This window comes from Novosphingobium sp. (assembly GCF_039595395.1).
Classification (GTDB): Bacteria; Pseudomonadota; Alphaproteobacteria; order Sphingomonadales; family Sphingomonadaceae; genus Novosphingobium.
Genome location: NZ_JBCNLP010000006.1, coordinates 22583 through 46228 on the forward strand (window position 1 = coordinate 22583; position 23646 = coordinate 46228).

General features: G+C 66.8%; 17 protein-coding genes. 10 read left to right on the forward strand and 7 right to left on the reverse strand.

Going from position 1 to position 23646, the window contains the following annotated elements:
* Positions 1–88: 88 nt before the first annotated feature.
* Together ABDW49_RS20395 and ABDW49_RS20400 are read right to left on the reverse strand one after the other, a co-directional pair.
* A complete protein-coding gene (locus ABDW49_RS20395) occupies positions 89–1090 on the reverse strand; it encodes a HAMP domain-containing sensor histidine kinase (RefSeq protein ID WP_343614739.1) in 1002 nt (333 codons plus the stop codon).
* Positions 1087–1767, reverse strand: coding sequence for a response regulator (locus tag ABDW49_RS20400; RefSeq protein WP_343614741.1), 681 nt, complete (start codon positions 1765–1767; stop codon positions 1087–1089). The genes ABDW49_RS20395 and ABDW49_RS20400 overlap by 4 nt, the downstream gene beginning before the upstream one ends.
* Before the next feature lie 90 nt (positions 1768–1857).
* Here ABDW49_RS20400 and ABDW49_RS20405 point away from each other — a divergent pair, with 90 nt between their 5' ends.
* Entirely contained in the window at positions 1858–4134 is a 2277-nt protein-coding gene (locus ABDW49_RS20405) for a TonB-dependent receptor (RefSeq protein ID WP_343614743.1), read from the forward strand.
* A 31-nt stretch (positions 4135–4165) separates the two neighbouring features.
* Here ABDW49_RS20405 and ABDW49_RS20410 read toward each other — a convergent pair whose 3' ends face one another.
* The 3 genes from ABDW49_RS20410 to ABDW49_RS20420 all read right to left on the reverse strand — a co-directional run bounded on the left by ABDW49_RS20410 (position 4166) and on the right by ABDW49_RS20420 (position 7560).
* Entirely contained in the window at positions 4166–5305 is a 1140-nt protein-coding gene (locus ABDW49_RS20410) for an MFS transporter (protein WP_343617335.1), read from the reverse strand.
* A 44-nt stretch (positions 5306–5349) separates the two neighbouring features.
* Positions 5350–6501 (reverse strand): alkene reductase, encoded by a 1152-nt coding sequence (locus ABDW49_RS20415; RefSeq protein ID WP_343614744.1) that lies wholly within the window; start codon positions 6499–6501, stop codon positions 5350–5352.
* A 126-nt stretch (positions 6502–6627) separates the two neighbouring features.
* Entirely contained in the window at positions 6628–7560 is a 933-nt protein-coding gene (locus ABDW49_RS20420; protein ID WP_343614745.1) for a LysR family transcriptional regulator, read from the reverse strand.
* 350 nt (positions 7561–7910) lie between these two features.
* Between ABDW49_RS20420 and ABDW49_RS20425 the strand changes: the two genes are divergently transcribed.
* Positions 7911–8822 (forward strand): LysR family transcriptional regulator, encoded by a 912-nt coding sequence (locus ABDW49_RS20425; protein WP_343614747.1) that lies wholly within the window; start codon positions 7911–7913, stop codon positions 8820–8822.
* Between the two features lie 124 nt (positions 8823–8946).
* Positions 8947–10107: an NAD-dependent formate dehydrogenase gene (locus ABDW49_RS20430; RefSeq protein WP_343614749.1), complete on the forward strand. Its 1161-nt coding sequence runs from the start codon at positions 8947–8949 to the stop codon at positions 10105–10107.
* 118 nt (positions 10108–10225) lie between these two features.
* Here the strand turns inward: ABDW49_RS20430 and ABDW49_RS20435 are convergent, their stop codons facing one another.
* Positions 10226–11089: a LysR family transcriptional regulator gene (locus ABDW49_RS20435; protein WP_343614751.1), complete on the reverse strand. Its 864-nt coding sequence runs from the start codon at positions 11087–11089 to the stop codon at positions 10226–10228.
* Between the two features lie 152 nt (positions 11090–11241).
* Between ABDW49_RS20435 and ABDW49_RS20440 the strand changes: the two genes are divergently transcribed.
* From ABDW49_RS20440 to ABDW49_RS20455, 4 genes are all read left to right on the forward strand, one after another.
* Positions 11242–12498, forward strand: a complete 1257-nt coding sequence (locus ABDW49_RS20440) for a cupin domain-containing protein (protein WP_343614752.1) — start codon at positions 11242–11244, stop codon at positions 12496–12498.
* Between the two features lie 85 nt (positions 12499–12583).
* Positions 12584–13912, forward strand: coding sequence for a divalent metal cation transporter (locus ABDW49_RS20445; protein WP_343614754.1), 1329 nt, complete (start codon positions 12584–12586; stop codon positions 13910–13912).
* 25 nt (positions 13913–13937) lie between these two features.
* Positions 13938–14087, forward strand: a complete 150-nt coding sequence (locus ABDW49_RS20450) for a hypothetical protein (protein WP_343614755.1) — start codon at positions 13938–13940, stop codon at positions 14085–14087.
* Positions 14088–14118: 31 nt separating this feature from the next.
* Positions 14119–14442 carry a c-type cytochrome gene (locus ABDW49_RS20455; protein ID WP_343614757.1) on the forward strand — a complete coding sequence of 108 codons (324 nt, stop codon included), beginning with the start codon at positions 14119–14121 and terminating at the stop codon, positions 14440–14442.
* Positions 14443–14488: 46 nt separating this feature from the next.
* Here the strand turns inward: ABDW49_RS20455 and ABDW49_RS20460 are convergent, their stop codons facing one another.
* Positions 14489–14749: a hypothetical protein gene (locus ABDW49_RS20460; RefSeq protein WP_343614759.1), complete on the reverse strand. Its 261-nt coding sequence runs from the start codon at positions 14747–14749 to the stop codon at positions 14489–14491.
* A 214-nt stretch (positions 14750–14963) separates the two neighbouring features.
* On the opposite strand from ABDW49_RS20460, the gene ABDW49_RS20465 reads away from it, so the two are divergent.
* From ABDW49_RS20465 to ABDW49_RS20475, 3 genes are all read left to right on the forward strand, one after another.
* Entirely contained in the window at positions 14964–15890 is a 927-nt protein-coding gene (locus tag ABDW49_RS20465; protein ID WP_343614761.1) for a LysR family transcriptional regulator, read from the forward strand.
* Between the two features lie 104 nt (positions 15891–15994).
* Positions 15995–17725 carry a ShlB/FhaC/HecB family hemolysin secretion/activation protein gene (locus ABDW49_RS20470; protein WP_343614763.1) on the forward strand — a complete coding sequence of 577 codons (1731 nt, stop codon included), beginning with the start codon at positions 15995–15997 and terminating at the stop codon, positions 17723–17725.
* Positions 17726–17727: 2 nt separating this feature from the next.
* Entirely contained in the window at positions 17728–23562 is a 5835-nt protein-coding gene (locus tag ABDW49_RS20475) for an MBG domain-containing protein (protein WP_343614765.1), read from the forward strand.
* The last annotated feature ends 84 nt before the right edge of the window (positions 23563–23646 follow it).

Sequence of the window (23646 nt, forward strand, 5' to 3'; positions counted from 1 at the left end):
CCCGAGGATGAGCCATGACAACGCCATGGCCACGATGAACGATCCCTGATGACGCGATGGAATGCGCCGGATTGACCGAAAGGCCGGGTCAGGGCCTCTCCTGCCTTGTGAAGGCCATCACGAAGGTTGCGCCCCCGCCCGGCGTGTCCTCGACCGCGATGGAGGCGCCATGCGCCTGCGCCACCGCCGCGACGATCGACAGGCCCAGCCCGGCGCCCTGCCGCCTTGTGCCGGGCGCGCGCCAGAAACGCTCGAAGAGCTGCGCGCGCTGATCTTGCGGCACACCGGCACCATGGTCGATCACGCTGATGGAGCCCTGCGCCGAGACCGCAATCAGCACCTCCGTTCCCGTCGGGGCGTGATGCACGGCATTCTCGATCAGATTGCGCAGCGCGCCGGACAGCGCTTCCGCATCGCCGGGGATCGTCACGGGTGGTTTCGGGGCCTCCAGCGCCACTTCCCGCCCCTGCCGGTAGATCCATGGCGCCATATGCCCCACCACCTCGGCGGCCAGAGCGCCAAGATCGACCACCTGCATGTCGGGCAAAGGCTGGCCGTCCAGCCGGGCCACGCGCAGCAACTGGTTGACCAGGCGGCTCATGCGCGCGGCATCCTCGCCCAGTCGGGTCACCGCATCGCCGGGGGGCAGGGCCTCGATGCCTGCCGTCAGGATCGCCAGCGGGGTGCGCAATTCATGCGCGGCATCTGCGGTGAAGCGGCGCTGTGCCTGAAAGGCCTGATCCAGCCGCTCCAGCGCCTCATTGACGGCATGGATAAAGGGCATGATCTCGGCGGGCGCCGTCCCCGCTTCCAGCCGCGCGCCCGCCTTGCCCGGCACGATGGCGGCGGCCTGGCGGCTCGCCGCGATCAAGGGGCGCAGGCTGGCGCGCACGGTGTAGATCACCACCCCCAGCACGGCCAGCGCGAACAGCGGAAAGGCCCAGACCACGATCGTGTCGGAAATGCCGTGCCTGAGCAGATAATGCCGCCGCGCCAGCGCCAGAAAGCCGATCAGCAAGGCCAATCCGTGAATCCCCGCCAGCCGCAGGATCAGCTTGCTTTCCAGCGATGTTCGCCAATGCGCCATCATGGCTGTGCCTCCTCGGTCAGGAAATAGCCGATGCCGCGCACCGTCTGGATGCCGCAGCGGGCATCGGCTTCGGCCAGCTTGCGGCGCAGGTGGTGGATATGGACGGGGATGGCGTTGGAGGCGATTTCGTCGCCCTCGCCATAGAGCTTGTCCTCCAGCACGGCTTTGGGCACCACGCGACCCAGGCGGCGCATCAGATGTTCGAGCAGCGCCAGTTCCTGCCGCCCCAGCATCAGCGGCTGCCCATCGACCAGCGCCTCGCGGCCCAGCGTGTCCAGCGCCAGACGGCCCGCCTGAAGCACCGTGCCCAGCGCCAGACCGGGGCGGCGCAGCAAGGCCTTGGCGCGGGCCACCAGTTCCTCGCTGGCGAAGGGTTTCACCAGATAGTCATCGGCTCCGGCATCGAGGCCGCCGACGCGGTCCTCCAGCGCATCGCGGGCGGTCAGCACCAGCACGGGCAGGCGCTGGCCTTTGGCGCGGGTGGCGCGCAAAACATCGAGCCCCTCGCCATCGGGCAGCCCCAGATCGAGCACCATGCCGTCATAGGGAAACAGGTCGAGCGCATGGCAGGCATCCTCGACGCTCTGCAGCACATCGACGACGAAACCGGCCTTGCGCAGGGCGCCGGCGACCAGCTCGGCGATCCTCGGCTCATCCTCGACCACCAGAAAACGCATAAAATCCCCTTCCCGAAGCCCCCTCCTAATATTCACTTAAACTTCGCGCCACAGGGGGCCGCCAACAGATTTGAGAAAAGGCGGTAACAGGTGGCGATCAGGCAGTCGGTAACGTTCGGGGTGGCCTTGGCCGGGCTGATGGCGGGGCTGGTGCCGCATCAGGCTCTGGCGGGGGCCAGCGGGCCGAAGCCGCAGGCGCATGCTGCGCGCGATGAGGATGACGATGATGATGATCGCAAGCCCGTGCATCAGACGAAGGCGGCGCCCAAGGCCGGGGATCACGACGACGATGATGACGGCGATGGCGATGATGGCCCCCGGCGCACCGGCGAGATCGTCGTCACTGCCCATCAGCTCGACAATGCCCGCGCGCGGGTCAGCGCCAGCCTTGGCGCCTCGACCTATGCGCTGAGCAATGACGTCATCGAAAAGCGCCCCAGCGGCGAGGCCGCCAATCTGGTCAATGTGCTGCTGCAGATGCCCGGTGTCAGTCAGGGCGGCTCGGGCGAGTTGCATGTGCGGGGCGCGCAGGGGCTGCAATATCGCATCAACAATGTGATCATCCCCGATGGCTTCACCGATCTGGCCGACACTCTGCGCGCCCGCTTTGCCGACAAGGTGGAGCTGGTGACCGGGGCTTTGCCCGCGCAATATGGCCTGCAGACGGGCGGCGTGGTCAACATCACCACCAAGAGCGGCGTCTATGGCCAGGGCGGCGAGGTCGAATTGAGCGGCGGCACGCTGGGCCGTTTCGAGGGCGCCTTCGATGCGATGGGCTCGCTGGGGGAGACCAACTACTATGTCTCGGGCTCCTATCTGCGCAGCGATGCCGGGCTGAGCGCGCCCGACCGCTCGACCAGCCCGCTGCATGACCATACCGACCAGATCGACGGCTTTGCCTATTTCGACCGTATTCTGGATGCGCAATCGCGGCTGTCGCTGATCGTGGGCATCTCGAACGATGCCTATGATCTGCCCCATGCGCGCGGAATCAATGCGGCCGGTTCCACGGCCGCCGCCACCTTCCAGCGCCCGCTGACGATCGGCACCACCACCGCCTATCCCAGCGAGGCATGGGGCGGGCATGAAAGGGTGGCCAGCCAATATGGCATCCTGTCCTACCAGCGCAGCGCGGGCGCGCTGACCATGCAGCTTTCGGCCACGCTGCGGGCCTCGGCGCTGGCGATCACCCCCGATGTGGTGGGCGATGTGCTGTTCACCGGTCTGGCTCAGGCGGTTTCCAAGCATAATCTCTCGACCGGCCTGCAGGCCGAGGGTCTGTATGAGCTGTCACCGGCCCATCGCCTGCGGGGCGGCATCACCTTCAACTGGTCGCGCGACCGCAGCCGGATCGACTATGCGGTGCTGCCCGTCAATGGCACCGGCCAGCAGACCTCCACCACGCTGCTCACCATCCCCGGCCTGGAGGCCGAGACGCGGCGCCAATTGGGCGCCTATCTCGAGGATGAATGGCTGCTGGGCGACAGCCTGACCATCAACACCGGCCTGCGTTTCGACAGCACCACCAACAGTGGCGGCGGCCATGCGCTGAGCCCCCGCGCCAATGCGGTGTGGAAGCCCGCCAGCGGCACGACAGCCCATCTGGGCTATGCCCGCTATTTCGTCCCCGCCTCCGAAGACACCGGCACCGCCGCCGTCGGTCTGCTGGCCGGCACCACCGGCGCATGGCCGACCCGAACCGAGACGGCGGCCAAGGCCGAAAGGGACGACTATCTCGATCTGGGCGTGGAGCAGAAGCTGGAGGATCTGACCCTGGGTGTCGATGCCTATTGGCGCCATGCGCGCAATCTGCTCGATGCGGTGCGGATCGGTTCGACGGTGCTGTCGCGCCCCTTCAACTATGAAAGGGGCAAGGCCTGGGGCGTGGAACTGACCGCGACCTACAGCGAGGGCCCGCTCTCCATCTGGGGCAATCTGGCCGTGGCGCGGATCGAGGGGCGCACCATCATCGCCGGGCAGGCGCCTTTCACGGCGGCGCAACTGCAATGGATCGCCACGCATGATGTGGCCACCAATGCCGACCAGCGCGTGACAGGATCGCTGGGCGCGGCCTGGCATAGCGGCAAGCTGCGGCTCTCCGCCGATGGCGTGGTCGGCAGCGGTCTGCCCCGGACCATTGCGGGCGCTGCCCCCAATGGCGCAAGGATGGCGGCCAATGCGCAGGTCAATCTGGCGGCGACCTATCGGTTGGAGGGCTTGCGACATCGCCCGCTCACGGCCCGGCTCGATGTGCTCAATGCGCTGGGCGCGCGCTATGCCTTGCAGGATGGCACCTCGCTGGCCGGAGGCAATGCGCAATGGGGCACGCCGCGCGGCATCTATGCGGGGATCGAGCAGGCTTTCTGAGCCGGGTGTTTCCACCCGGCATGAAAACGCCCTAGGCCACCGCGCTTGCGGCCGGTTGATCCGCCGACCGGCCGGACCACTGGGCCGCCAGGGCCAGCGCGGCGAGGCCGCCACCCAGCAGGCCCACGCCATGCCACCCTGCCGCCTGCCAGGCCGCCATGGCCAGAGCCGAGCCCAGCGCGCCGCCCAGAAACATGCCGCCCATGAACAGCGTGTTGAGCCGCGCCCGCGCCTCGGGCCGCAGCGCATAGACGCCATGCTGATGCGAAATCAGCGCGCCCTGCACCGCGAGATCGAGCACGATGCAGCCGATCGCCAGCCCGACCAGCCCATGCGACAGGCCCGCGATCGCCCAGCCAAGGATGGTCAGCACCGTCCCCGCCGTGATCGCGGCGCCCGGTCCGCGCCGGTCGGCCAGATGGCCCGCCAGAGGGGCCGCGAAAACCCCCGCCGCTCCCACGATTCCGAACATGCCCGCCACCGAAGAGCCATGGCCCAATTGCTGCACGTAAAGCGCCAGAATGCTCCAGAAAGCGCTGAAGGCGGCAAAGAGCAGGGCCTGCGTCAGGGTCGAGCGGCGCAGCACCGGCAGATCGCGCCACAGATGCCACAGCGAGCCGAGCAGGGCGGGATAGGAGGGCGTCTTGTGGTCAGGCCGCGAGTGCGGCAGCGCCACCCGCAGCACCCCGCCCGCCACGATGGCCAGCGGCACGCCCAGCCAGAACATGCTGCGCCATCCGGCCTGCTGTGCCACGAAGCCCGCCAGCGTGCGGCTCAGCAAAATGCCCAGCAGCAGTCCGGCCATCACCTTGCCGATCACCGCGCCGCGCTTTGCGGGCGGGGCCATATGCGCGGCCAGCGGCACGATCTGCTGCGCCACAGTGGCCAGCGCCCCGACCATCAGCGAGCCCAGCAGCAGCACCGATCCCGAAGGGGCCAGCGCCGCCCCCGACAGCGCCACGGCCAGAGCGAGGAACTGGGCGACGATCAGGCGGCGCCGCTCGACAAGGTCGCCCAGCGGCACCAGCAGGAACAGGCCCAGCGCATAGCCCAGTTGCGTCACGGTGGGCACGAAGCCGGCGGCGGTGCCGGGCAGATCGCGCTCGATCAGGCCGAGCATCGGCTGGTTGTAGTAGATGTTGGCCACCGCCAGACCGGTGGCGGCGGCCATGGTCAGGGTGAGGGCGGGGCGCAGCGAATGCGTTGCGGGGGCGCTCACGCTGTCAGCTCGCGTTCGGCCAGCTCCGCCAGCGTGGGATAATCGGTGTAACCACGGGCATCGCCGCCGAAGAAGCTGGCGGGGTCGCCCTGATTGAGCGGGGCGTCGAGGCGCAGCCTTTCGGGCAGGTCGGGGTTGGCGATAAAGGGGCGGCCAAAGGCGATCAGATCGCCGCGACCATCGGCCAGCGCCTGCTCGGCGTTCCAGCGCGTGTAGCCGCCCGCCAGAATGATCGGGCCCGAGAAGCTGGCGCGGATGTCGCGCATCAGGGCCTGCGCGCGGGGATCGATTTCGGTGGCGATCTCGCGGCCCTTCACCGTGGGTTCGACCAGATGGAGATAGGCCAGCTCGCGCTTGTTCAGCTCGGCGATGACATGGTGGAACAGGGCTTCCGGATCGGCCTCATCCATGCCGAAGGACTTGCCCATGGGCGAGAGGCGCAGGCCCACACGCTGGCTGCCGATGGCGGCGCTGACGGCATCGACCACCTCCAGCAGCAGGCGGGCGCGGTTCTCGACCGAACCGCCATAGCGGTCGGTGCGCCAGTTGCTGCCGCTGTTGAGGAACTGGTCGAGCAGATAGCCATTGGCGGCGTGGATCTCCACCGCGTCAAGCCCGGCGGTGATGGCATTGCGCGCGGCCTGCACATAATCGGCGACGATCATCTGGATGCCCGCGATGGTCAGTTCCTGCGGATCGGGAATGTCGGCATAGATGCCCTGGCCGTTCTCGCCCGGAATAAAGGCCTTGGCGGGCACCGGCATGGCGGTGGGGGCCACAGGGCGGGCGCCGCCCGGCTGGAACACGGTGTGCGAGACGCGGCCCACATGCCAGAGCTGCATGGCGATGCGCCCGCCTTCCTGATGCACGGCATCGGCCACCTTGGCCCAGCCTTCGATCTGGGCCTGCGTGTGGATGCCGGGGGTCCAGGCATAGCCCTGACCCTGCTGGGAAATCTGGGTCGCCTCGGTGATGATCAGCGCGGCGGAGGCGCGCTGGCGGTAATAGTCAATGGCCAGCGGCGCGGGCACATTGCCCTCTGCCGCGCGCGAACGGGTGAGCGGCGCCATCACGATCCGGCTGGGCAGATCCAGCGCGCCGATGCGGGTGGGGGCGAAAAGCAGATCGGACGAAATCGGGTCGGTCATGAGGGGGCACTCCGTTGGGACGGGGCCTTGCTGGCGGCGTCCGGGTTGGTGTGCATGATCTGGGCCTGATTGGCTTGGATGATAATCAGCTCATTATCGTGATGATCTTTGCGGAATGCGCAAAGATCAGAGTGCGCGATCCCAATAGGGCGGGGTGCCGAACCGGGCCGCCAGAAAATTGACAAAGGCGCGCACCTTGGGCGAGCCCTTGCGGTCGGGCAGATAGAGGGCATGGATGCCGCCCTCCGCCGAGGGGCTCACGCCGGGGCGCCCGATTTCGGCCTGCCATTCCGTGAGGATGGGGCGCAGTCCGCCTTGCGCGATCTCCTCGCCCACCAGCCATGATGGCAGCATCACCAGCCCGAAACCGGCAAGCGCGGCTTCCTTCAGCGCCTCGGCCTGATTGGCGCGCAATGGGCCGGTGACGCGGATCTGCTCGACACGCCCGCCCTGTGTGAAGCGCCAGCGCCGCTCACCATCGGCAAAGGCGAAGGTCAGGCAGGCGTGATCGGCCAGATCGCCGGGCGCGGCAGGCGCGCCATGCCGCGCCAGATAGGCCGGGCTGGCGCAGACGATGCGGCGATGCGGGGCAAGGCGCCGCGCGATCAGGCTGGAGGAATCCAGCACCCCCAGACGCACCGCGACATCCACCCGCTGCTCGACCAGATTGACCACGGCGTCGCTCACCAGCAAATCCAGCTCGACAGCAGGATATTCGGCCATGAAACGCGGCAGGAAAGGCGTGACATGCATGCGGGCGAAGGAGGCGGGCAGGCTGATGCGCAGCAGCCCGCGCGGCGGACCATCCCGCTCGTGGATGCTGCGGTTGGCTTCGGCCAGATCGGCCAGCAGGCGGCTGGCCTGCGGGTAATAAGCCTCGCCCGCCGCGGTCAGGGAGACTCGCCGTGTGGAGCGGTTGAGCAGGGTGACGCCCAGCGCCGCCTCCAGAGCATCGACATGGCGGGTGAAGGAGGAGGCGGCCTGTCCGGCCCGGCGCGCGGCGGGCGCAAAGCCGCCTTCCTCCACCACGGCCACAAAGGCCCCGAGCGCCGCGAACATGTCCATAAGGCCTTCATAGCGCGCGGAAAGGTGAAGCCAAGCGCGGGATGAGCCGGTGCGCTTGTGGCCCGTGGCATAAGGGCGCTGTCCCATAAGGGGACATTTTTCGCCGATCCTGCGCCGATTGGCATGGAGAACGATTGCATTTTGCAGTATACCAAGGCTGTCCGATCCCGTGAATGACCCTCCTGTCATGACGGAGCGGGCCAATGTGCATCCGGGTCGGGTCGTGTTCGCCCGGATGCACAGCGGGCCCATTGGCGGGCCACCAACCATCCGGTTGTATGAATTGGCGCGGGCGGGCGCCGCTGCTATGCAGCGCGTTTCCGGGATCAGGAACACCTCCCCCCATGTTCATGCGTCAGTTGGTTTACCTCGTTGCCCTTGACCGGCATCGCCATTTCGCGCGCGCCGCGGAGGCCTGCCATGTCTCGCAGCCGGCGCTCTCCGCCGGGCTGGCCGAGCTGGAGCGCGAGCTGGGCATCACCATCATCAAGCGCAACCGCAGCTTTCAGGGCATCACCCCGGAAGGCGAGCGCGTGCTGGCCTGGGCGCATCAGGTGCTGGCTTCCCTGGATGGCCTGAAGCAAGAGGCCGCGCTGGTGCGGCAGGTGGCGGGCGGGCATGTTTCCATCGGCACGATTCCCTCGGCGGTGGCGCCGCTCAGCGCTCTGGTCAGCACCTTTCGTGAGAGCTTTCCGGCCCTGACGCTGGAGGTGCATGCGCTCAGCACGCCCGAACTCTACCGCCGCATCAAGAAGGGCGAGATCGATCTCGCGGTGGTCTATGCCGATGCGCAGGAGGAGGATGGCTTCGATTATCTGCCGCTCTTCACCGAACGCCATGTGCTGATTGCCCATGATGGCGTGACCCTGCCCGACCCCATCGGCTGGAAGGAGGTGGCCAGCCTGCCGCTCTGCCTGCTGAGCGGGGAGATGCACAACCGTCGCATCATCGACCGGATTTTCGCCGGCGTGGGGGTGAAGCCGGACATCGTGCTGGAAACCAATGCGGTGGAGGTGCTGCTCTCGCAGGTGCGCGAGGGGACGCTGGTCAGCGTGTTGCCCGAAGGCGCGCTGCCGGGCGAGGGACTGGGGGACAACATTCATAAGCATGCCATCCATCCGCAACAGACCTCCGCCGTCGGGCTGATTCGGCAGGCGCGCAAGGTGCAACCGCCTTTGTCGGAGGCTTTGTGGGCGCTGTCGCGGCGGCTGGACCCTGCGGTTTTCGCCGAAAACAGGCGTGTTCCGCCCGCCTGATAGATTTCGCTTATGATCCAGTCAGATCAAACGATTGGACCCATCTGGTTCCCGCGCCCATCCCGGTCTCACCGCTGCACAGATCCTTCCCCCCAGAAAAGGCAGCGAGCAGGAGACTGAAATCATGGCAAAGATTCTCTGCGTTCTCTATCCCGATCCCGAAACCTCCTATCCGCCGCGCTATGCGCGTGACGACATTCCGGTGATTTCCGGTTACGCCAATGGCCAGACCGCGCCGACCCCCAAGGGTGCGCTTGGCTTCAACCCCGGCGATCTGATCGGCTGCGTTTCGGGCGAGCTGGGCCTGCGCTCCTATCTGGAAGGGCTGGGCCACGAGCTGATCGTCACCAGCGACAAGGACGGCCCCGACAGCGAGTTCGAAAAGCATCTGCCCGATGCCGAGGTGGTGATCTCCCAACCCTTCTGGCCCGCCTATCTGACGCCTGAGCGCATCGCCAAGGCCAAGAAGCTGAAGCTGGCGCTGACCGCCGGGATCGGCTCGGACCATGTCGATCTGGAGGCGGCTGCCCGCAACCACATCACCGTGGCCGAAGTCACCGGATCGAACAGCATTTCCGTCGCCGAGCATGTGGTGATGATGGTGCTCTCGCTGGTGCGCAACTATCTGCCCTCGCATGAGTACGCCGTGAAGGGCGGCTGGAACATCGCCGATTGCGTGGCGCGCAGCTATGATGTGGAAGGCATGCATTTCGGCACGATCGCGGCCGGGCGGATCGGCCTTGCGGTGCTGCGCCGCCTGAAGCCCTTCGGCCTGCATCTGCACTACACCGACCCGCATCGCCTCAGCCCCGAGGTCGAGAAGGAACTGGGCCTGACCTTCCATGAGGACGCGGAATCGCTGATCAAGGCGGTCGATATCATCAACCTGCAGATGCCGCTCTACCCCTCCACCGAGCATTTCTTCGACGACAGGAAGCTCAGCCAGTTGAAGCGCGGCGCCTATATGATCAACACCGCGCGCGGCAAGCTGGTCGACCGCGATGCCATCGTCCGCGCGCTGGAAAGCGGGCAACTGGCAGGCTATGCCGGAGACGTGTGGTTCCCGCAGCCCGCCCCTGCCGATCACCCCTGGCGCACCATGCCCAACAACGGGATGACGCCGCATATCTCGGGCACGTCGCTCTCGGCGCAGACGCGCTATGCGGCGGGCACGCTGGAAATCCTCGAAAACTACTTCGAGGGCACGCCGATCCGCGATGAATATCTGATCGTCGACTCCGGCGTGCTGGCCGGCACGGGCGCGAAGTCCTACAAGCTGACCTGATCACGCCAACGCACTACAAAACCGGTCCGGAATCTTTCCGGGCCGGTTTTGTGTGCCAGTTTATTGTTGCCGCATCGTTTTATACGAAAAACCGGTTCCCACTTTTTCGCACGATGCTTCATGGCCAAAGCGCCGGGCTTTTTTCCACGATCAGATCGGCCAGCGTGCCGATGGCGCCGCTCATGCGGGCGCTGCGCCCCACGACGACGAAGTCGAACTCGGCCAGTTCGGGCAATCCCGCCTCGGGCCCCATGGCCACCAACTGCCCTTCCGGATCGCCCAGCAGCAGGCGCGATTGCGCCATGATGCCCAGCCCCGCCAAAGTCCCGGCGCGCAGCCCGTTGAGGCTCTCGCTCGAACAGGCGACGAACCAGTTTCGCCCGGCATTCACCAGCGCCTCCATCGCCAGCGAACTGGTGATGGAGGAGGTGGGATAGATCACCAGCGGCACCGCGTCCCCCGCGCCAAGGCGGAAATCCTGATGCGCGATCCACAGCGGACGCTCGCGATGGACGACGATGCCGCGATCGTCACCCGCAGGCCGCTTGGCCAGCACCAGATCGAGCCCGCCGCCATCCAGCTTCTGGAACAGCGCCGAGGACAGGCCCACGGTCAGCTCGATGCTGAGCAGCGGATGCGCCTGCCCGATCTCGCGCAGCAGCGCGGAGAGGCGGGTGAGGGTGATCTCTTCCGAAATGCCCAGACGCACCCGCCCGCGCGGCGCGCTGCCCGCGAAGAAATCCACCGCCTGACGGCTGGCGTCGACGATCTTGCGCGCGAAATCGGCCAGCACCGCGCCATCCGGCGTCAGGCTGACGGCATGGGTGTCACGCTCCAGCAGGGGGCGTCCGCAGGCCAGTTCCAGCCGCCGGATATGCTGACTGACGGTGGACTGGCTGATGCCCAGAACATGGCCCGCCGCGGTAAACTGGCGGGCATCGACCACGGCAAGGAAGGTTTTCAGCAGGTTGGTGTCAAACATTGGTGGTCCATTCGAAATCGCAATGATTGTTATCGCTTGATCAAAATCACCCCATGGCGAAGATGTCTTTCACAGGAACGAGCCACTTCCACCTTAATTATTTTTAATATTGGCAAGATCCTGACACATCTCCAACTATTGGAAGAATTGCCATGAGTGATTATTCCCGTCGCAACATCATTGCGGCCGGTGCGATGGCGGCTGCCGCTTCCGCCGCCACGGCGGCCCATGCCGCCAGTTTCGGCAACCCCGACCGGCCGCCTCAGGGCCGACGCAACCTGGCCAATGCCATTGCAGGAGAGGATCCGGGGCCGCAGAATCCGACGCTGGCCGGGCAGTTCCCCTCCTTTCAGGACCCGCCGGCCACCGATGTGGCGGGGATGGACCTGTTCTGGGCCTCCTTCAGCAATGCCCATAAGCGCATCCAGTCTGGCGGCTGGGCGCGCGAGGTCACGCAGGCCGATTTCGCGATTTCCGAGGCGGTCTCCGGCGTCAACATGCGCCTCGGGCCGGGCGGTGTGCGCGAGTTGCACTGGCACCAGCAGGCCGAATGGGCAGTGATGACCGACGGCAAATGCCGCATCACCGTGCTCGATGGTGATGGCCGGGCCGCCGTGCGCGACGTGAAGGAGGGTGACCTCTGGTATTTCCCGCCGGGCCTGCCGCATTCGCTTCAGGGCATCGGCTCGAGCGGCGCGGAATTCACGCTGGTGTTCGACAATGGCCGGGCGTCGGAATTCAACACGCTGATGCTGACCGAATGGATGGCGCATACCCCGCCCGAGATTCTGGCGCAGAATTTCGGCATGCCCGAGCGCGTCTTCCAGAACATCCCCATGGACAATCTCTGGATCTATCAGGCCAAGGACCCTGTCCCTCCGCTGGCCGAGGCGCAGCGCGCCGTGGCCTCTCCGCTGGGCGAGCCCGAGTTCGAGTTCACTTTCTCGATGGGCGAGATGAAGGCCAACAAGGTCACCAAGGGCGGCAGCGTCAAGATCGTCGACACGCGCAACTTCCCGATTTCCAAGACCATCGCCGCCGCGCTGGTCACGATCAAGCCGGGCGGTCTGCGTGAGCTGCACTGGCATCCCAATGCCGATGAATGGCAATATTACATCAAGGGCCAGGCGCGCATGACGGTCTTCAACACCGGCCCGCGCGCCATGACCGCCGATTTCCGCGCCGGCGATCTTGGCTATGTGAAGAAAAGCTTCGGCCATTATGTCCAGAACACCGGGACCGAGGATCTGGTCTTTCTGGAAATCTTCAAGGCCGACCGCTTTCAGGAGGTGTCGCTGGCGCAGTGGCTGGCCTGCACCCCGCCCGAACTTGTTGCCCAGCATACCAATATGGACCCTTCGCTGATCCGTCAGTTCTCGAAGGCCCGCTGGGACGTGTTGCCGGCCTGAACGCCCGGCGAGCCCGGCAGCCACCCTGTCCCCAAACGAGGGCTGCCGGGCTCATCATCCCGACCATTCCCAAGGAGCACCGACCATGTCGCAGACGTCCTCGATGCCCTATGCGCCATCGGCGCTTTATACCTCTGCCGCATCATCCCGCAGCCGGGCGGCCACCTGGGCCAGATTGCTGATCGGGCCGGGCATGCTGGCCATGCTGGGCGAGAATGACGGGCCCAGCATGCTCTCCTATGCCGCGACCGGCGCCAGCTATGGCATCGGTTTTTTCCTGCCCTTCATTCTGGTCACTTTCGCCGCCGCCTATGTCATTCAGGAGATGGCCATGCGGATCGCGGTGGTCACCGGGCGGGGCTATGGCGCGCTGATGTTCCAGCGCTTCGGCCAAGGCTGGGGCTGGGTTTCCGCCATCGACCTGCTGGGCACCAATCTGGTCACCATTCTGGCCGAGGTGATCGCCATCCGCATCGGCATGGGCTTTTTCGGCATACCGGCCTGGGGCGCGATGCTGTGCGCTGTGGCGCTGATCCTGTGCAGTTCGCTGACCGGGCGCTATGCGCGCTGGGAGGCGGTCTGTGCCGGGCTGGCCGTCTTCAACCTGCTGTTTATCGTGGTGGCGGTGCTGGCGCATCCTTCCATGGCGCAGATCGCGCTGGCAACGGCCACATGGACACCTCTGCCGCAATCGGGCGTGGCGCAACTGCTGCTGGTGATCGCCTCCAACGTTGGCGCCACGGTCACGCCATGGATGCTGTTCTTCCAGCAGAGCGCCTCGGTTGACAAACAACTCTCCGGCCCCGCCGCCCTGCGCCAGAGCCGGATCAACACCATGCTGGGCGCTGTCGTGGCGGCACTGGCGGGATGCGGCGCGCTGGTCGCGGCCAGCCCGCTGTTCATCCATCATATCGATCTGAGCAGCTTCGAGCAGGGCGCCGGTTTCGCGCAGGCCCTTGCGCAACTGCTGGGCCGCCCGGCCGGAGCGCTCTTCGCGCTGGGCCTGATCGAGGCGGGGGCGGTAGCGATGCTCACCATTTCGGCCAGCAGCGCCTATGCCGCCGGGGAATCGATCAAGGGCTGCGTCGCCAGCTTCGATGCCGATCCGAAGGCCGCGCCCCTGTTCCACGGCATCAACATCGGCATGGTGGTGATCGCGGGGGCCATCGTGCTGATCCCCGGCGTGCCGCTGATGGCCATCGTGCTCAATGCCAATCTGCTGGCGACGATCCTGATGCCCGCCGCGCTCACCTTCCTGCTGCTGATGGCCAATGACCGCGCGCTGATGGGGGATCAGGTCAATGGCCGCATGGCCAACATCCTCGGCATCGCGATCACCATCGGCGTTTCGCTGGCGGCCACGGCCTGCGTGCTGGCCTCAAGCTGGCAGGCGGCGAGCCACTGGCTGGCCTGAACCCCTTTCATTCGGGAGAACCCCCATGAACACGCAGTCACGAACTTTGCCACAAACCCTGCCCCTCATGCCTCTCACCCTGTCCCAGCGGCGTCTGCTGATTGGCATGCGCATTTTTCTCGGCCTGCTGGCGGTGCTGGCGGTCTATGATTTCGTGGCCGGCCTGTCATCGTGAGGCTAAACGTCGCAACGAAGGGTGTCGCACCATGAAGCATCTGCTGCCTCTGACCATCCTGCTGCTGATGCCCGGACCGGCCCAGGCCGCCGCTTCGCCGGGCGCACGGATCGCCTTTGAGGGCGCGGCATCGGGCGCCCCGCCTTGCGCCGCCTGCCATGGCGAGCACCTGCAAGGCACGCCCGCGCTCAAGAGCCCGGCGATCGCCGGGCTGACCGCCGATTATATCCTCGCGCGGCTGGACCATTATGCCGGGCCCTCCGGCCACAACCCGCAGATGAAGCAGGTGGCCACCACGCTGACCGCTCAGGAGAAGCGCGTGGTGGCCGACTATCTGGCGGGGCTCAAGCGATAATCGGCCATAAAAGCGGGGCCATCACTCTGGCCCCGCCCCTCATCGCTCAGCGATAGCGCCAGCCGCCATGCCAGCCATAGCGATGGCCCCAATAGCGGTGACCGTCCCAATAGCCGTGGCCGGGATAGAACACGCCCACGGCCAGACCGGGAGCGACCACGACGGGCGCCGGTCCATAATTGGGGTGGCAGGCGCCATAAGGACCGCGATGGAAGCCGCGACCACACCCCTGCGCCGCCTGAGCGGGCGTGATGGAGCAAAGCGCGGCGCTGACGGCAAGCGCGGCCAGCAGGATGGTTTTCTTCATGGATGCCTCCAATGTTGCAGCGGCCCTTGTCTCTTGGCCGACCCTGTTTGAACGCAGGCCCTGAGACTTCCCGTCGCGCTTTTCGGAAGATTTTTTCACGCCGGATCAGGGCGGCAGCGTCCGCCCATCAAACCTTTGCTCCGCCCCTGCCGCTTTCCCTGAATTGAGCGCCGTGCTTATCTGGCCAAACGGACTCACAATCAGGAATTGCGCCTTGCCCTATGATACCCGCCTGCTCTCGGGCGTGACCGTGCTGGTCGCGGTGGTGGATGCCGGCTCCATGACGCGCGCCGCCGATGCGCTGGGTCTGACGGCATCGGGGGTAGGGCGCGCCATCGCCCGGCTGGAGGCGCGGCTGGGCGTCCGCCTGCTTGAGCGCACGACGCGCAGCATGCATCTCACCGATGAGGGGCGGCGCTTTTACGAAAGGGCGCTGCCGCTGCTCGACGGACTGGAGGAAGCTGCCCTCGATGCCTCGGGCACGGCGACGGTGGTGCGGGGGCGGCTGAGGGTCAATGTCGATCCCTTCTTCTCGCAGGTGGCGCTGCCCGGCCGCATCGCGGACTTTGTCGCGGCCCACCCGGAGCTTTCCACCGAGCTGATCATGCGCGACAGGATCGGTGATCTGATCGCTGACGGCTTCGATCTGGCGCTGCGCTATGGCGAGTCGCCGTCGAGCGGTTTTACCGCCCGCAAGCTGATGGAAACCCGCGTGATCACGGTGGCGGCGCCGTCCTATATCGCGCGGCGCGGACGGCCTGCCCATCCGCGCGATGTCGCCGATCATGATGTGCTCGACTTTTGGGATGCGCTGCGCGGCCGCCCCTATGAGTGGGAATTCCACCGCGACGACGAAATCGTCGAGATCGAGAAGCAGCCGCGCCTCGTCACCTCCGACGCGCGCACCATGCTGGAAACCTGTCTGGCGGGCGGCGGCATCGCCCAGGTGCTGGCTTTCGGCACGCAGGCGCTGCGCGACAAGGGCGATCTGATCGAGCTGTTCCCCGACTGGAGCGATGAGACCTTTCCGCTCTACGCCATCTATCCGTCACGCCGCCATCGGCCTGCGAAGGTGCAGGTCTTTGTGGACTTCATCACCGCCCTGATCGCCGAGGAGCTGGAGCAGCGCAGGCCCGGCTGACGCCGCCCCATCAGAGAAAACACGGTCACATGCTTAAAGAGGTCTCAACAGCCCCCTGATACATCTGCGGATCAGCATCGACAGCGCGATCCATAGAGAGACTTTTGCCAACGGCCCTCCTCTCCAAGGCCCGAACAGGCCGTCATACCATCTGGCTGGGCGTGCCTGTCCTTGCAGGTCTGGCTTATGCGCCGGGGGTTGGGGCTCAGGCGGCGCCTCAGGTGGCGCCAAGTCAGGTGACCCCCCGCGATATTGCCCCGCCGCCCCGCACCGACACACCGCCTCCCCTGACCCTGCCCGATGGAGGGCCGACCGGCGCCCCTGTCACGGACCGGGGTGCCGATCTTCCGGTCGATCCGGGGCGTCCCGATCTGGAGGGCGCCTTTCCGGAGATGGCCAGGGCCAATGCCGCTTTCGCCCGCCAGATTGCGCGCCGACCGATGACCGTGGGCGGGCTGTTCGATGCGGCGCTGCGGTTGGAACAGGCCTATGCGCGCCATGGCTATGTTCTGGCGCGCGTCACGATCCCGCCGCAGCAGCTTGCGCCGGGGCGGCCCCTGCGCGTCGTGATCACCGACGGTTTTATCGAGGCGGTGGATGTCTCGGCCTTGTCGCCCGCCCGGCGCGGCATGGTGATGGCCCGCCTGCGTTTTCTGGTGGGGCGCCGCCACATCACGCAGGCGGCGATCGAGCGGGCCCTGCTGCTCGCCAGCGATCTGCCCGGCGCCCATCTGCGCAGCGCCCTGACACGCGGCGACCAGAGCGGCGGCGCAAGGCTGATCGTCGAGGGTCATTTTGACCGCTTCAACGGCGCCCTCGGCATCGACAACACGCTGCCCGCTTCGCTGGGGACATGGGCGGTGAATGCCAGCCTTGCCGCCAATGGCCTGCTGGGGCTTGGGGATCAAATCTACGGCTTTGCCGGGGCGCAACCCGCGCTGGGGCGTTACGGCTTCCCCAACAGCCCCTTCGGCGTGCTGGGCGGCGGGCTGACCGTGCCGCTCGGCCATGGCGGGGTGACGCTCAATGGCGAGGCGGTGGTGTCGCGCACCCAGCCCGCGCCGCAGCCCGGCGTGCCGGTGACGGTGGGCAATTTCACGCGGCTGCAACTGCGGCTGGCGGTGCCGGTGGTGCGCACGCGCCGCGAAACCCTGCGCCTGACCGGCACCTTCGCCGCCATCCGCCAGACTTTGCGCGCGCCCGATTTCGATCTGGCCCTGAACCGCGACAGCTATCGCGCGCTGCGCATCGGCGCGGAATGGCATCATCAGTTGCCGGGCGTCCAGACCGGGCTGGATCTTCTCCTTTCACACGGGCTGGGCGGGCGTGACGGCACGCTGGCCCTGCCGCTCTCCCGGCAGGGCGCCGACAGTCATTTCACCACTCTGGCCGCCACGGCGCGGGTCGGCGTGGGGCTGCCTCAGGATCTGCATCTCAACCTTGTTGCGCGTGGGCAGGCGGCTTTCGGCCAGCCCCAGATGCTTTCCGAACAGTTCACCCTCGATGGGCCGGAGGCGGCCTCCACCCTGCCCTCGGGCAGCGCCAGCGTGGATCAGGGCCTGACCCTGCGCGCCGAAGCTGGCCACACGCTGCCGCCGATCCTGCGCGGCGCGGTGATCGAGCATTACCTCTTTGCCGCGCAGGGCTGGGGCTGGCTCAACGCGGCCAGCGCGGTCGAGCCGCGTTTCACCACGCTTCACGCTTTCGGCATGGGCGCGCGCTTCGCCCTGACCGGCAAGCCGGGCGCCAGCCTGAATGTCGAGCTGGGCATCACCGGCGGCCACGCCCGCCCCGATGGCGCGCGGGTGAATGTCTCGACAGCGGTGAGGTTCTGAGCATGGTCCGTTCTCCCGCCTCTATCGCCCTGATCGCCGTGCTGCTGTCAGGCAGTTCGCTCGCCCATGCGCAGAGCCTGCCGCAAGGTGGCAGCGTGGCGCTGGGCAATGCGGCGATCCATGGCGGGGGCAATGCCATCACCGTGGATCAGACCAGCCAGCGCGCCGTGGTCAATTGGGACAGCTTTTCGGTGGGGCAGGGGGCAGCGGTCACCTTCAACCAGCCGAATGCGGGCGCGGCGATCCTCAACCGGGTGACCGGGGCGACGGCCTCCACCATCGCGGGGGCGGTCAGCGGCAACGGGCAGATGTTTCTGGTCAACCCCAACGGCATTGCCATCACCGCATCGGGCACGGTGACGATGGGCGGCGGCTTTGTCGCCTCCACGCTGGACATCAGCGACCGGGATTTCGCCCAGGGCACGCTGGGTTTCAACGGCAGCGGCACCGGCACCGTCAGCAACAGCGGGGCCATCAGCGTGGGCAGCGGTGGCTTTGCGGCGCTGCTCGGCGGCAGGGTGGCCAGCAGCGGCATCATCGCCGCGCCGCTGGGCCGCATCGGGCTGGGATCGGGGAGGCAGGCCACGCTGGACCTGACCGGAGACGGCTTCCTGCAGGTCGCCTTGCCCGCGCCGGCCTCGGGCGACGATCCTTTGGTGGCGATGGCAGGCCGGCTGTCCGGCGCCCGCATCGAGCTGCGCGCCGCGACGGTGTCCGACGCCATCCGCAACGCCGTCAATGTGCCCGGAGAGCTGGCCGCACAGGGCGCGCATGCCGAGGGCGGGGTGGTCGTTCTCGATGGTGGCGCTGGCGGCGCGGTCCGGCTGGCGGGCGGGGTGGAGGCCTCGGGCGCGACGCAAGGCGGGGCGATCACGCTGACCGGCAAGGATATCAGCCTCGAGAGCGGCGCAAAGCTGACCGCCACCGGAGGCAGCGCCGGGGGCACGGTTCTGGTCGGCGGCGGCCTGCATGGCGAGGGCACTCTGACCCAGGCCACCAGCGTCACCATGGTGGCGGGCAGCAGCATCGATGTCAGCGCCACAGGCGATGGCCATGGCGGCACCGCCGTCCTGTGGTCGAATGTCGTCGATGCGGCATCGCAGACCCGCTTTTCGGGCACGATCCGGGCGCGGGGCGCGGGCTCCGGGGCGGGGGGCATGGTCGAAACCTCGGGCCATCGGGTCGACAGCGCGGGCGGGCTGGTCGATGCCGGGGCGCCGCTGGGCGCGGGCGGCACATGGCTGATCGATCCGGCGGACAGCATCATCGATCAGGCCACCGCCAACAGCTATGCCGCCTCGCTCAACGGCGGCACCGATGTGCTCAATTCGGTGACGGGCGGGATCACCTGGCAAAGCGGGGTCAGCCTGATCAAGGTCTCGGGGGGCAATGCCACGCTGACCCTGCAGGCGGGCAATGCTGCGGGCAATTCGCCCATCACCCTGACCGGTGCCACGATCACCTCCACCAGCAATGCGCTCAATCTGGTGCTGTGGACGCGCTACAACACCACGGGGCGCGAAGGGACGATCTCCATAACCGGATCGACCATCACCACCAATGGCGGCCATGTCTGGATGGGGGGCGGGGGGCAGGCCTCGCAATTATGGAACGGGCTGACGGTGGGCGCCAATCCGGCCACCGCCTATACGGGCGACAAGCAGGCGATCTATCTCGGCACCACCAGCATCAGCACCGGCGCGGGCAACATCAGCCTGCGCGGGCAGAGCAATGCCAGCACCGTCACCACCGGCACGAAGAACATCGGCATCTGGCTCGACACCGGCACTGCGCTGACCACCACCAGTGGCTCCATCACGGTGGCGGGCGATGTGCTGAACAAATTCTCCAGCGGCACGGGGGTGATGCTGGGCGGACGGGCGGGCAGCGCTGCGGGCAATGTGCTGATCACCAGCGGCAGCGGTGCGATCACCCTTACCGGCACCGGCATGGACAGCGCGGGCGGCGGCACGGGGCAACGCGACGCGCTGACGCTCACCGCTCATGCGCCGGGCGACCAGACCATCGTGCGCAGCACCAGCGGCGCCATCACCCTGAACGGCGCGGCGACCTTCTCGAACAACAACTATGCCAATGGTGACACGGCGGGGATCAGGCTGGAAAGCGATACCGCCACCGGGCAGGTGGGGGTTGTATCGCAACGCGGCACCATCACCCTCAACGGCAGCAACTCGCTGGACGCGGCGGGCGCCAATGCCAATGGGCTGATCCTGTCTGCCGCCAACGCCGCAGGCAGCATCCGCATCGGTGACGACGGCACGCAAAGCGCGGTCGGCGCGGTGACGGTCAACGCCAATTCGATCAGCCAGTCGAACAGCAATGCCATAGCAGGCTCGATCAGTGTCCAGACTCAGGGGGCGCTGACAATTCAGCCTTCGGGCACCAGCTTCACCTATCTGCGTGCCGGATCGGGCGCCTTGAGTTTCGGCAGCGATTGGGCTTTTGGCAACACGCTTTCCAGCCTGACGCTGGGCAAGGCGGGCAACACCGCCGCGCTGACCCTGAGCAATGCCCTGTCCGTGGCCGGGCCGGTCGCCATCATGGGGGGCAGCATCGCGCTGAATGCGCCGCTGACCGCAAGCGGCGCCAACGCGCTGACGGCACTGGGGCCGACCGGCCTGTCGAGCAGCGCCGCCGGAACGATCTCCGGCGGAGGATCGCTGACGCTGGACACCGAAGGCGCCACCGCGACCGGCACCTTGCTGGGCGCGATTGCGAGCGCGTCGAGCCTGACCAAGATGGGCGCGGGCGCCGTCACCCTCTCGGGCAGCAACAGCTATGCGGGCACGACGACCATCGCGGCGGGCACGCTGCTGGCCGGATCGGCCAGCGCGCTTGGCGGCCCTGCGGATGTCAGCATAGCGGGCGGCGGTGTGCTCGATCTGCAAGGCGTCTCGACCACCATCGGATCGCTGTCCGGGGCAGGCGTGGTGACCAATGGCGCCGCGAGCGGGGCGATCCTCACCACGGGGGGGCTGAACACATCCACCAGCTTCACCGGCACGCTGCAGGATGGCGCGGGCACGCTGGGCCTGACCAAGGTGGGGAGCGGAACCCTCAGCCTGTCGGGCGTCAACAGCTACAGCGGGCCGACGGCGGTCAATGGCGGCATTCTGCAGATTGCGGGCAGCAGCACGCTGGGATCGGGCGCCTATGCCGGTGCGATCACGCTGGGCAGCGGCGCAACCTTGCAAATGTCCTCCACGGCGGACCAGACCTTGTCCGGTGGCCTGTCCGGGGCTGGTTCGCTGGTGAAGGATACGGGCAGTTCGACGCTCACCCTGGCGGGCGCGAACAGCTTCACGGGGGCGGTGACGCTGGGCAGCGGCACCATCGATCTGACCGGGGCATGGAATGCGGGCGGGGCATCGCTTCAGCTTAATGTCGCCGGCGGCGCCAGTCTTGTGGCGAGTGGCGCCGTGACGGCGGGTAGCCTGCTGCTGAACGACACGGGCAGCTACAGCCTGACCGGGGCGAACCATATCGCCGGCCTGTCGGCTTCGGCGCCGGTGGGGCAGGTCACGGTGAACACTCTCGATGCGCTGACATTGGGCTCGCTGGCCTCCACCGGCGCGGTGCGGGTCACGGCGGCGGGGAGCGATCTGACCCTGGCCTCGGGCGCGGTGGTGTCCTCCGCGGCGGGCGGTGATGCGGTGAGCCTGCTGGCCGGGCAGCGCTTCGTCAATCAGGCGGGAGCGGGCGGGGTGATCACGCCCAATGGCCGCTGGCTGATCTATGCGGCGAGCCCGGCGACCTCTTCCTTCGGTGGATTGGACAGCGGCAACACCGCGCTGTGGGGCGTGTCGGGCATGGGATCGGTCTCGGCCTCGGGCAATCGCTACCTCTTCGCGCAGGCGCCGGTTCTGACGGTGGCTGCGCTCGATCGCGCCAAGACCTATGGCGATACGGTGAGTTTCGGCACCACGCTCGGCACGGATTATACAGTGAGCGGGCTGAGCAACGGTGTGTCGGGCGCCTTTCTGCCGGATACGCTGGCGGGTGCGCTGTCGGGGTCTCCGGTGCTGACGTCCGGCGGGGCGGTGGCGAGCGCGGGGGTGGGCAGCGGGTCCTATGCCATCGCTATGGGGCAGGGGACGCTGGTCGGGCTCAATGGCTATCAACTGGCGCTGGCCGATGGCGTTTTGACGGTGAACAGGGCGCCGCTGACGGTGACGGCCAGTGATGCGGTCAAGACCTATGATGGTCTGGCGTATGTTGGTGGCAATGGGGTGAGTTATGCCGGTTTCGTGAATGGCGAGACGGCTTCGGTGTTGAGTGGCTCGCTGGCCTATGGTGGCTTGGCGCAGGGGGCGGTGAATGCCGGGGCCTATGGGCTGACGGCGTCCGGTTTGAGCAGCGGGAATTACGCGATCACTTATGCGCCGGGTACGCTGATGGTGAGCAAAGCCGCTCTGACCGTGACGGCCAATGATGCGGCCAAGACCTATGATGGCCTAGCTTACGTCGGTGGCAATGGGGTGAGTTATGCCGGTTTCGTCAATGGCGAGACGGTTTCGGTTTTGGGTGGTTCGCTGGCCTATGGTGGCTTGGCGCAGGGGGCAGTGAATGCCGGGACCTATGGGCTGACGGCGTCCGGCTTGAGCAGCGGGAATTACACGATCACTTATGCGCCAGGTACGCTGACGGTGAGCAAAGCTGCTCTGATGGTGAGGGCCAATGATGCGGCCAAGACCTATGATGGCCTGGCTTATGTTGGCGGCAATGGGGTGAGCTATGCCGGTTTCGTCAATGGCGAGACGGCATCAGTGTTGGGCGGTTCGTTGGCCTATGGTGGTTCGGCGCAGGGGGCTGTGAATGCCGAGGCCTATGGGCTGACGGCGTCCGGCTTGAGCAGCGGGAATTACGCGATCACTTATGCGCCGGGCATGCTGACGGTGAGCAAAGCCGCTTTGATGGTGACGGCCAATGATGCGGCCAAGACCTATGATGGCCTGCCTTACGTCGGTGGCAATGGGGTGAATTATGCTGGCTTCGTGAATGGCGAGACGGCCTCGGTGTTGGGCGGCTCGTTGGCCTATGGTGGTTCGGCGCAGGGGGCCGTGAATGTCGGGGCCTATGGGCTGACGGCGTCCGGCTTGAGCAGCGGGAATTACACGATCACCTATGCGCCGGGCATGCTGACGGTAAACAAAGCCGCTCTGACGGTGACGGCCAATGATGCGGCCAAGACCTATGATGGCTTGGCGTATGCTGGCGGCAATGGGGTGAACTATGCCGGTTTCGTGAATGGCGAGACGGCTTCGGTGCTGGGTGGTTCGCTGACCTATGGTGGCTCGGCGCAGGAGGCGGTGAATGCGGGAACCTATGGTCTGACCGTGTCCGGCCTCCAGAGCGGCAATTATGCGATCGCCTATGGCTCCGCCACTTTGAGCGTGGGCCTGCGTTCGCTTCTGGTGACTGCCGATCCCGCATTCCGCCCGGTCGGAACGCTCAATCCCGCCCTGACCTATACCCTCGCCGGCGATGGTCTCGCGCCGGGCGACAGGCTGAGCGGGGTGCTGGCGACCAGTGCGACGATCAGCGCTCCTGCCGGGCTTTATCCGATCGGGCTTGGCACCTTGTCTGCCGGGGGGAACTATCGGCTGAACTTTATGCCCAGCGTTCTCGTGGTGGGGACGCCGGTGATCGCCCCTGGCGTGGTGCCAAGCCTGGTGCTGCCCAGCTTTATGCCTCCCGCGCCAGAGGGCAGTCTGGAGTTCCGCAATGACGCAGCCTGTTCTGCCACCGCGCCCGGCGATGCGCATAAAAAGGACGGCCAAACCCTTGTTGTAACCGCAGGATCTTGCCTGCCCTGACATCGGGGGCCAGCCCTGTCGTCCAGATTAAAACGTGGACTAATATAGTCTGCGTTAATCTCTTGACCAAATAACGCCGACTCG

What these genes read in the sequence shown, in the direction of transcription:
- ABDW49_RS20395 (WP_343614739.1), bottom strand. Translation starts at nt 1,090, where the DNA reads ATGATGGCGCATTGGCGAACATCGCTGGAAAGCAAGCTGATCCTGCGG.
- ABDW49_RS20400 (WP_343614741.1), bottom strand. Translation starts at nt 1,767, where the DNA reads ATGCGTTTTCTGGTGGTCGAGGATGAGCCGAGGATCGCCGAGCTGGTC.
- ABDW49_RS20410 (WP_343617335.1), bottom strand. Translation starts at nt 5,305, where the DNA reads ATGGCCGCCGCCACCGGTCTGGCGGTGGCCAACATCTACTACAACCAG.
- ABDW49_RS20415 (WP_343614744.1), bottom strand. Translation starts at nt 6,501, where the DNA reads ATGACCGACCCGATTTCGTCCGATCTGCTTTTCGCCCCCACCCGCATC.
- ABDW49_RS20420 (WP_343614745.1), bottom strand. Translation starts at nt 7,560, where the DNA reads ATGTTCGCGGCGCTCGGGGCCTTTGTGGCCGTGGTGGAGGAAGGCGGC.
- ABDW49_RS20425 (WP_343614747.1), top strand. Translation starts at nt 7,911, where the DNA reads ATGTTCATGCGTCAGTTGGTTTACCTCGTTGCCCTTGACCGGCATCGC.
- ABDW49_RS20430 (WP_343614749.1), top strand. Translation starts at nt 8,947, where the DNA reads ATGGCAAAGATTCTCTGCGTTCTCTATCCCGATCCCGAAACCTCCTAT.
- ABDW49_RS20435 (WP_343614751.1), bottom strand. Translation starts at nt 11,089, where the DNA reads ATGTTTGACACCAACCTGCTGAAAACCTTCCTTGCCGTGGTCGATGCC.
- ABDW49_RS20440 (WP_343614752.1), top strand. Translation starts at nt 11,242, where the DNA reads ATGAGTGATTATTCCCGTCGCAACATCATTGCGGCCGGTGCGATGGCG.
- ABDW49_RS20445 (WP_343614754.1), top strand. Translation starts at nt 12,584, where the DNA reads ATGTCGCAGACGTCCTCGATGCCCTATGCGCCATCGGCGCTTTATACC.
- ABDW49_RS20450 (WP_343614755.1), top strand. Translation starts at nt 13,938, where the DNA reads ATGAACACGCAGTCACGAACTTTGCCACAAACCCTGCCCCTCATGCCT.
- ABDW49_RS20455 (WP_343614757.1), top strand. Translation starts at nt 14,119, where the DNA reads ATGAAGCATCTGCTGCCTCTGACCATCCTGCTGCTGATGCCCGGACCG.
- ABDW49_RS20460 (WP_343614759.1), bottom strand. Translation starts at nt 14,749, where the DNA reads ATGAAGAAAACCATCCTGCTGGCCGCGCTTGCCGTCAGCGCCGCGCTT.
- ABDW49_RS20475 (WP_343614765.1), top strand. Translation starts at nt 17,728, where the DNA reads ATGGTCCGTTCTCCCGCCTCTATCGCCCTGATCGCCGTGCTGCTGTCA.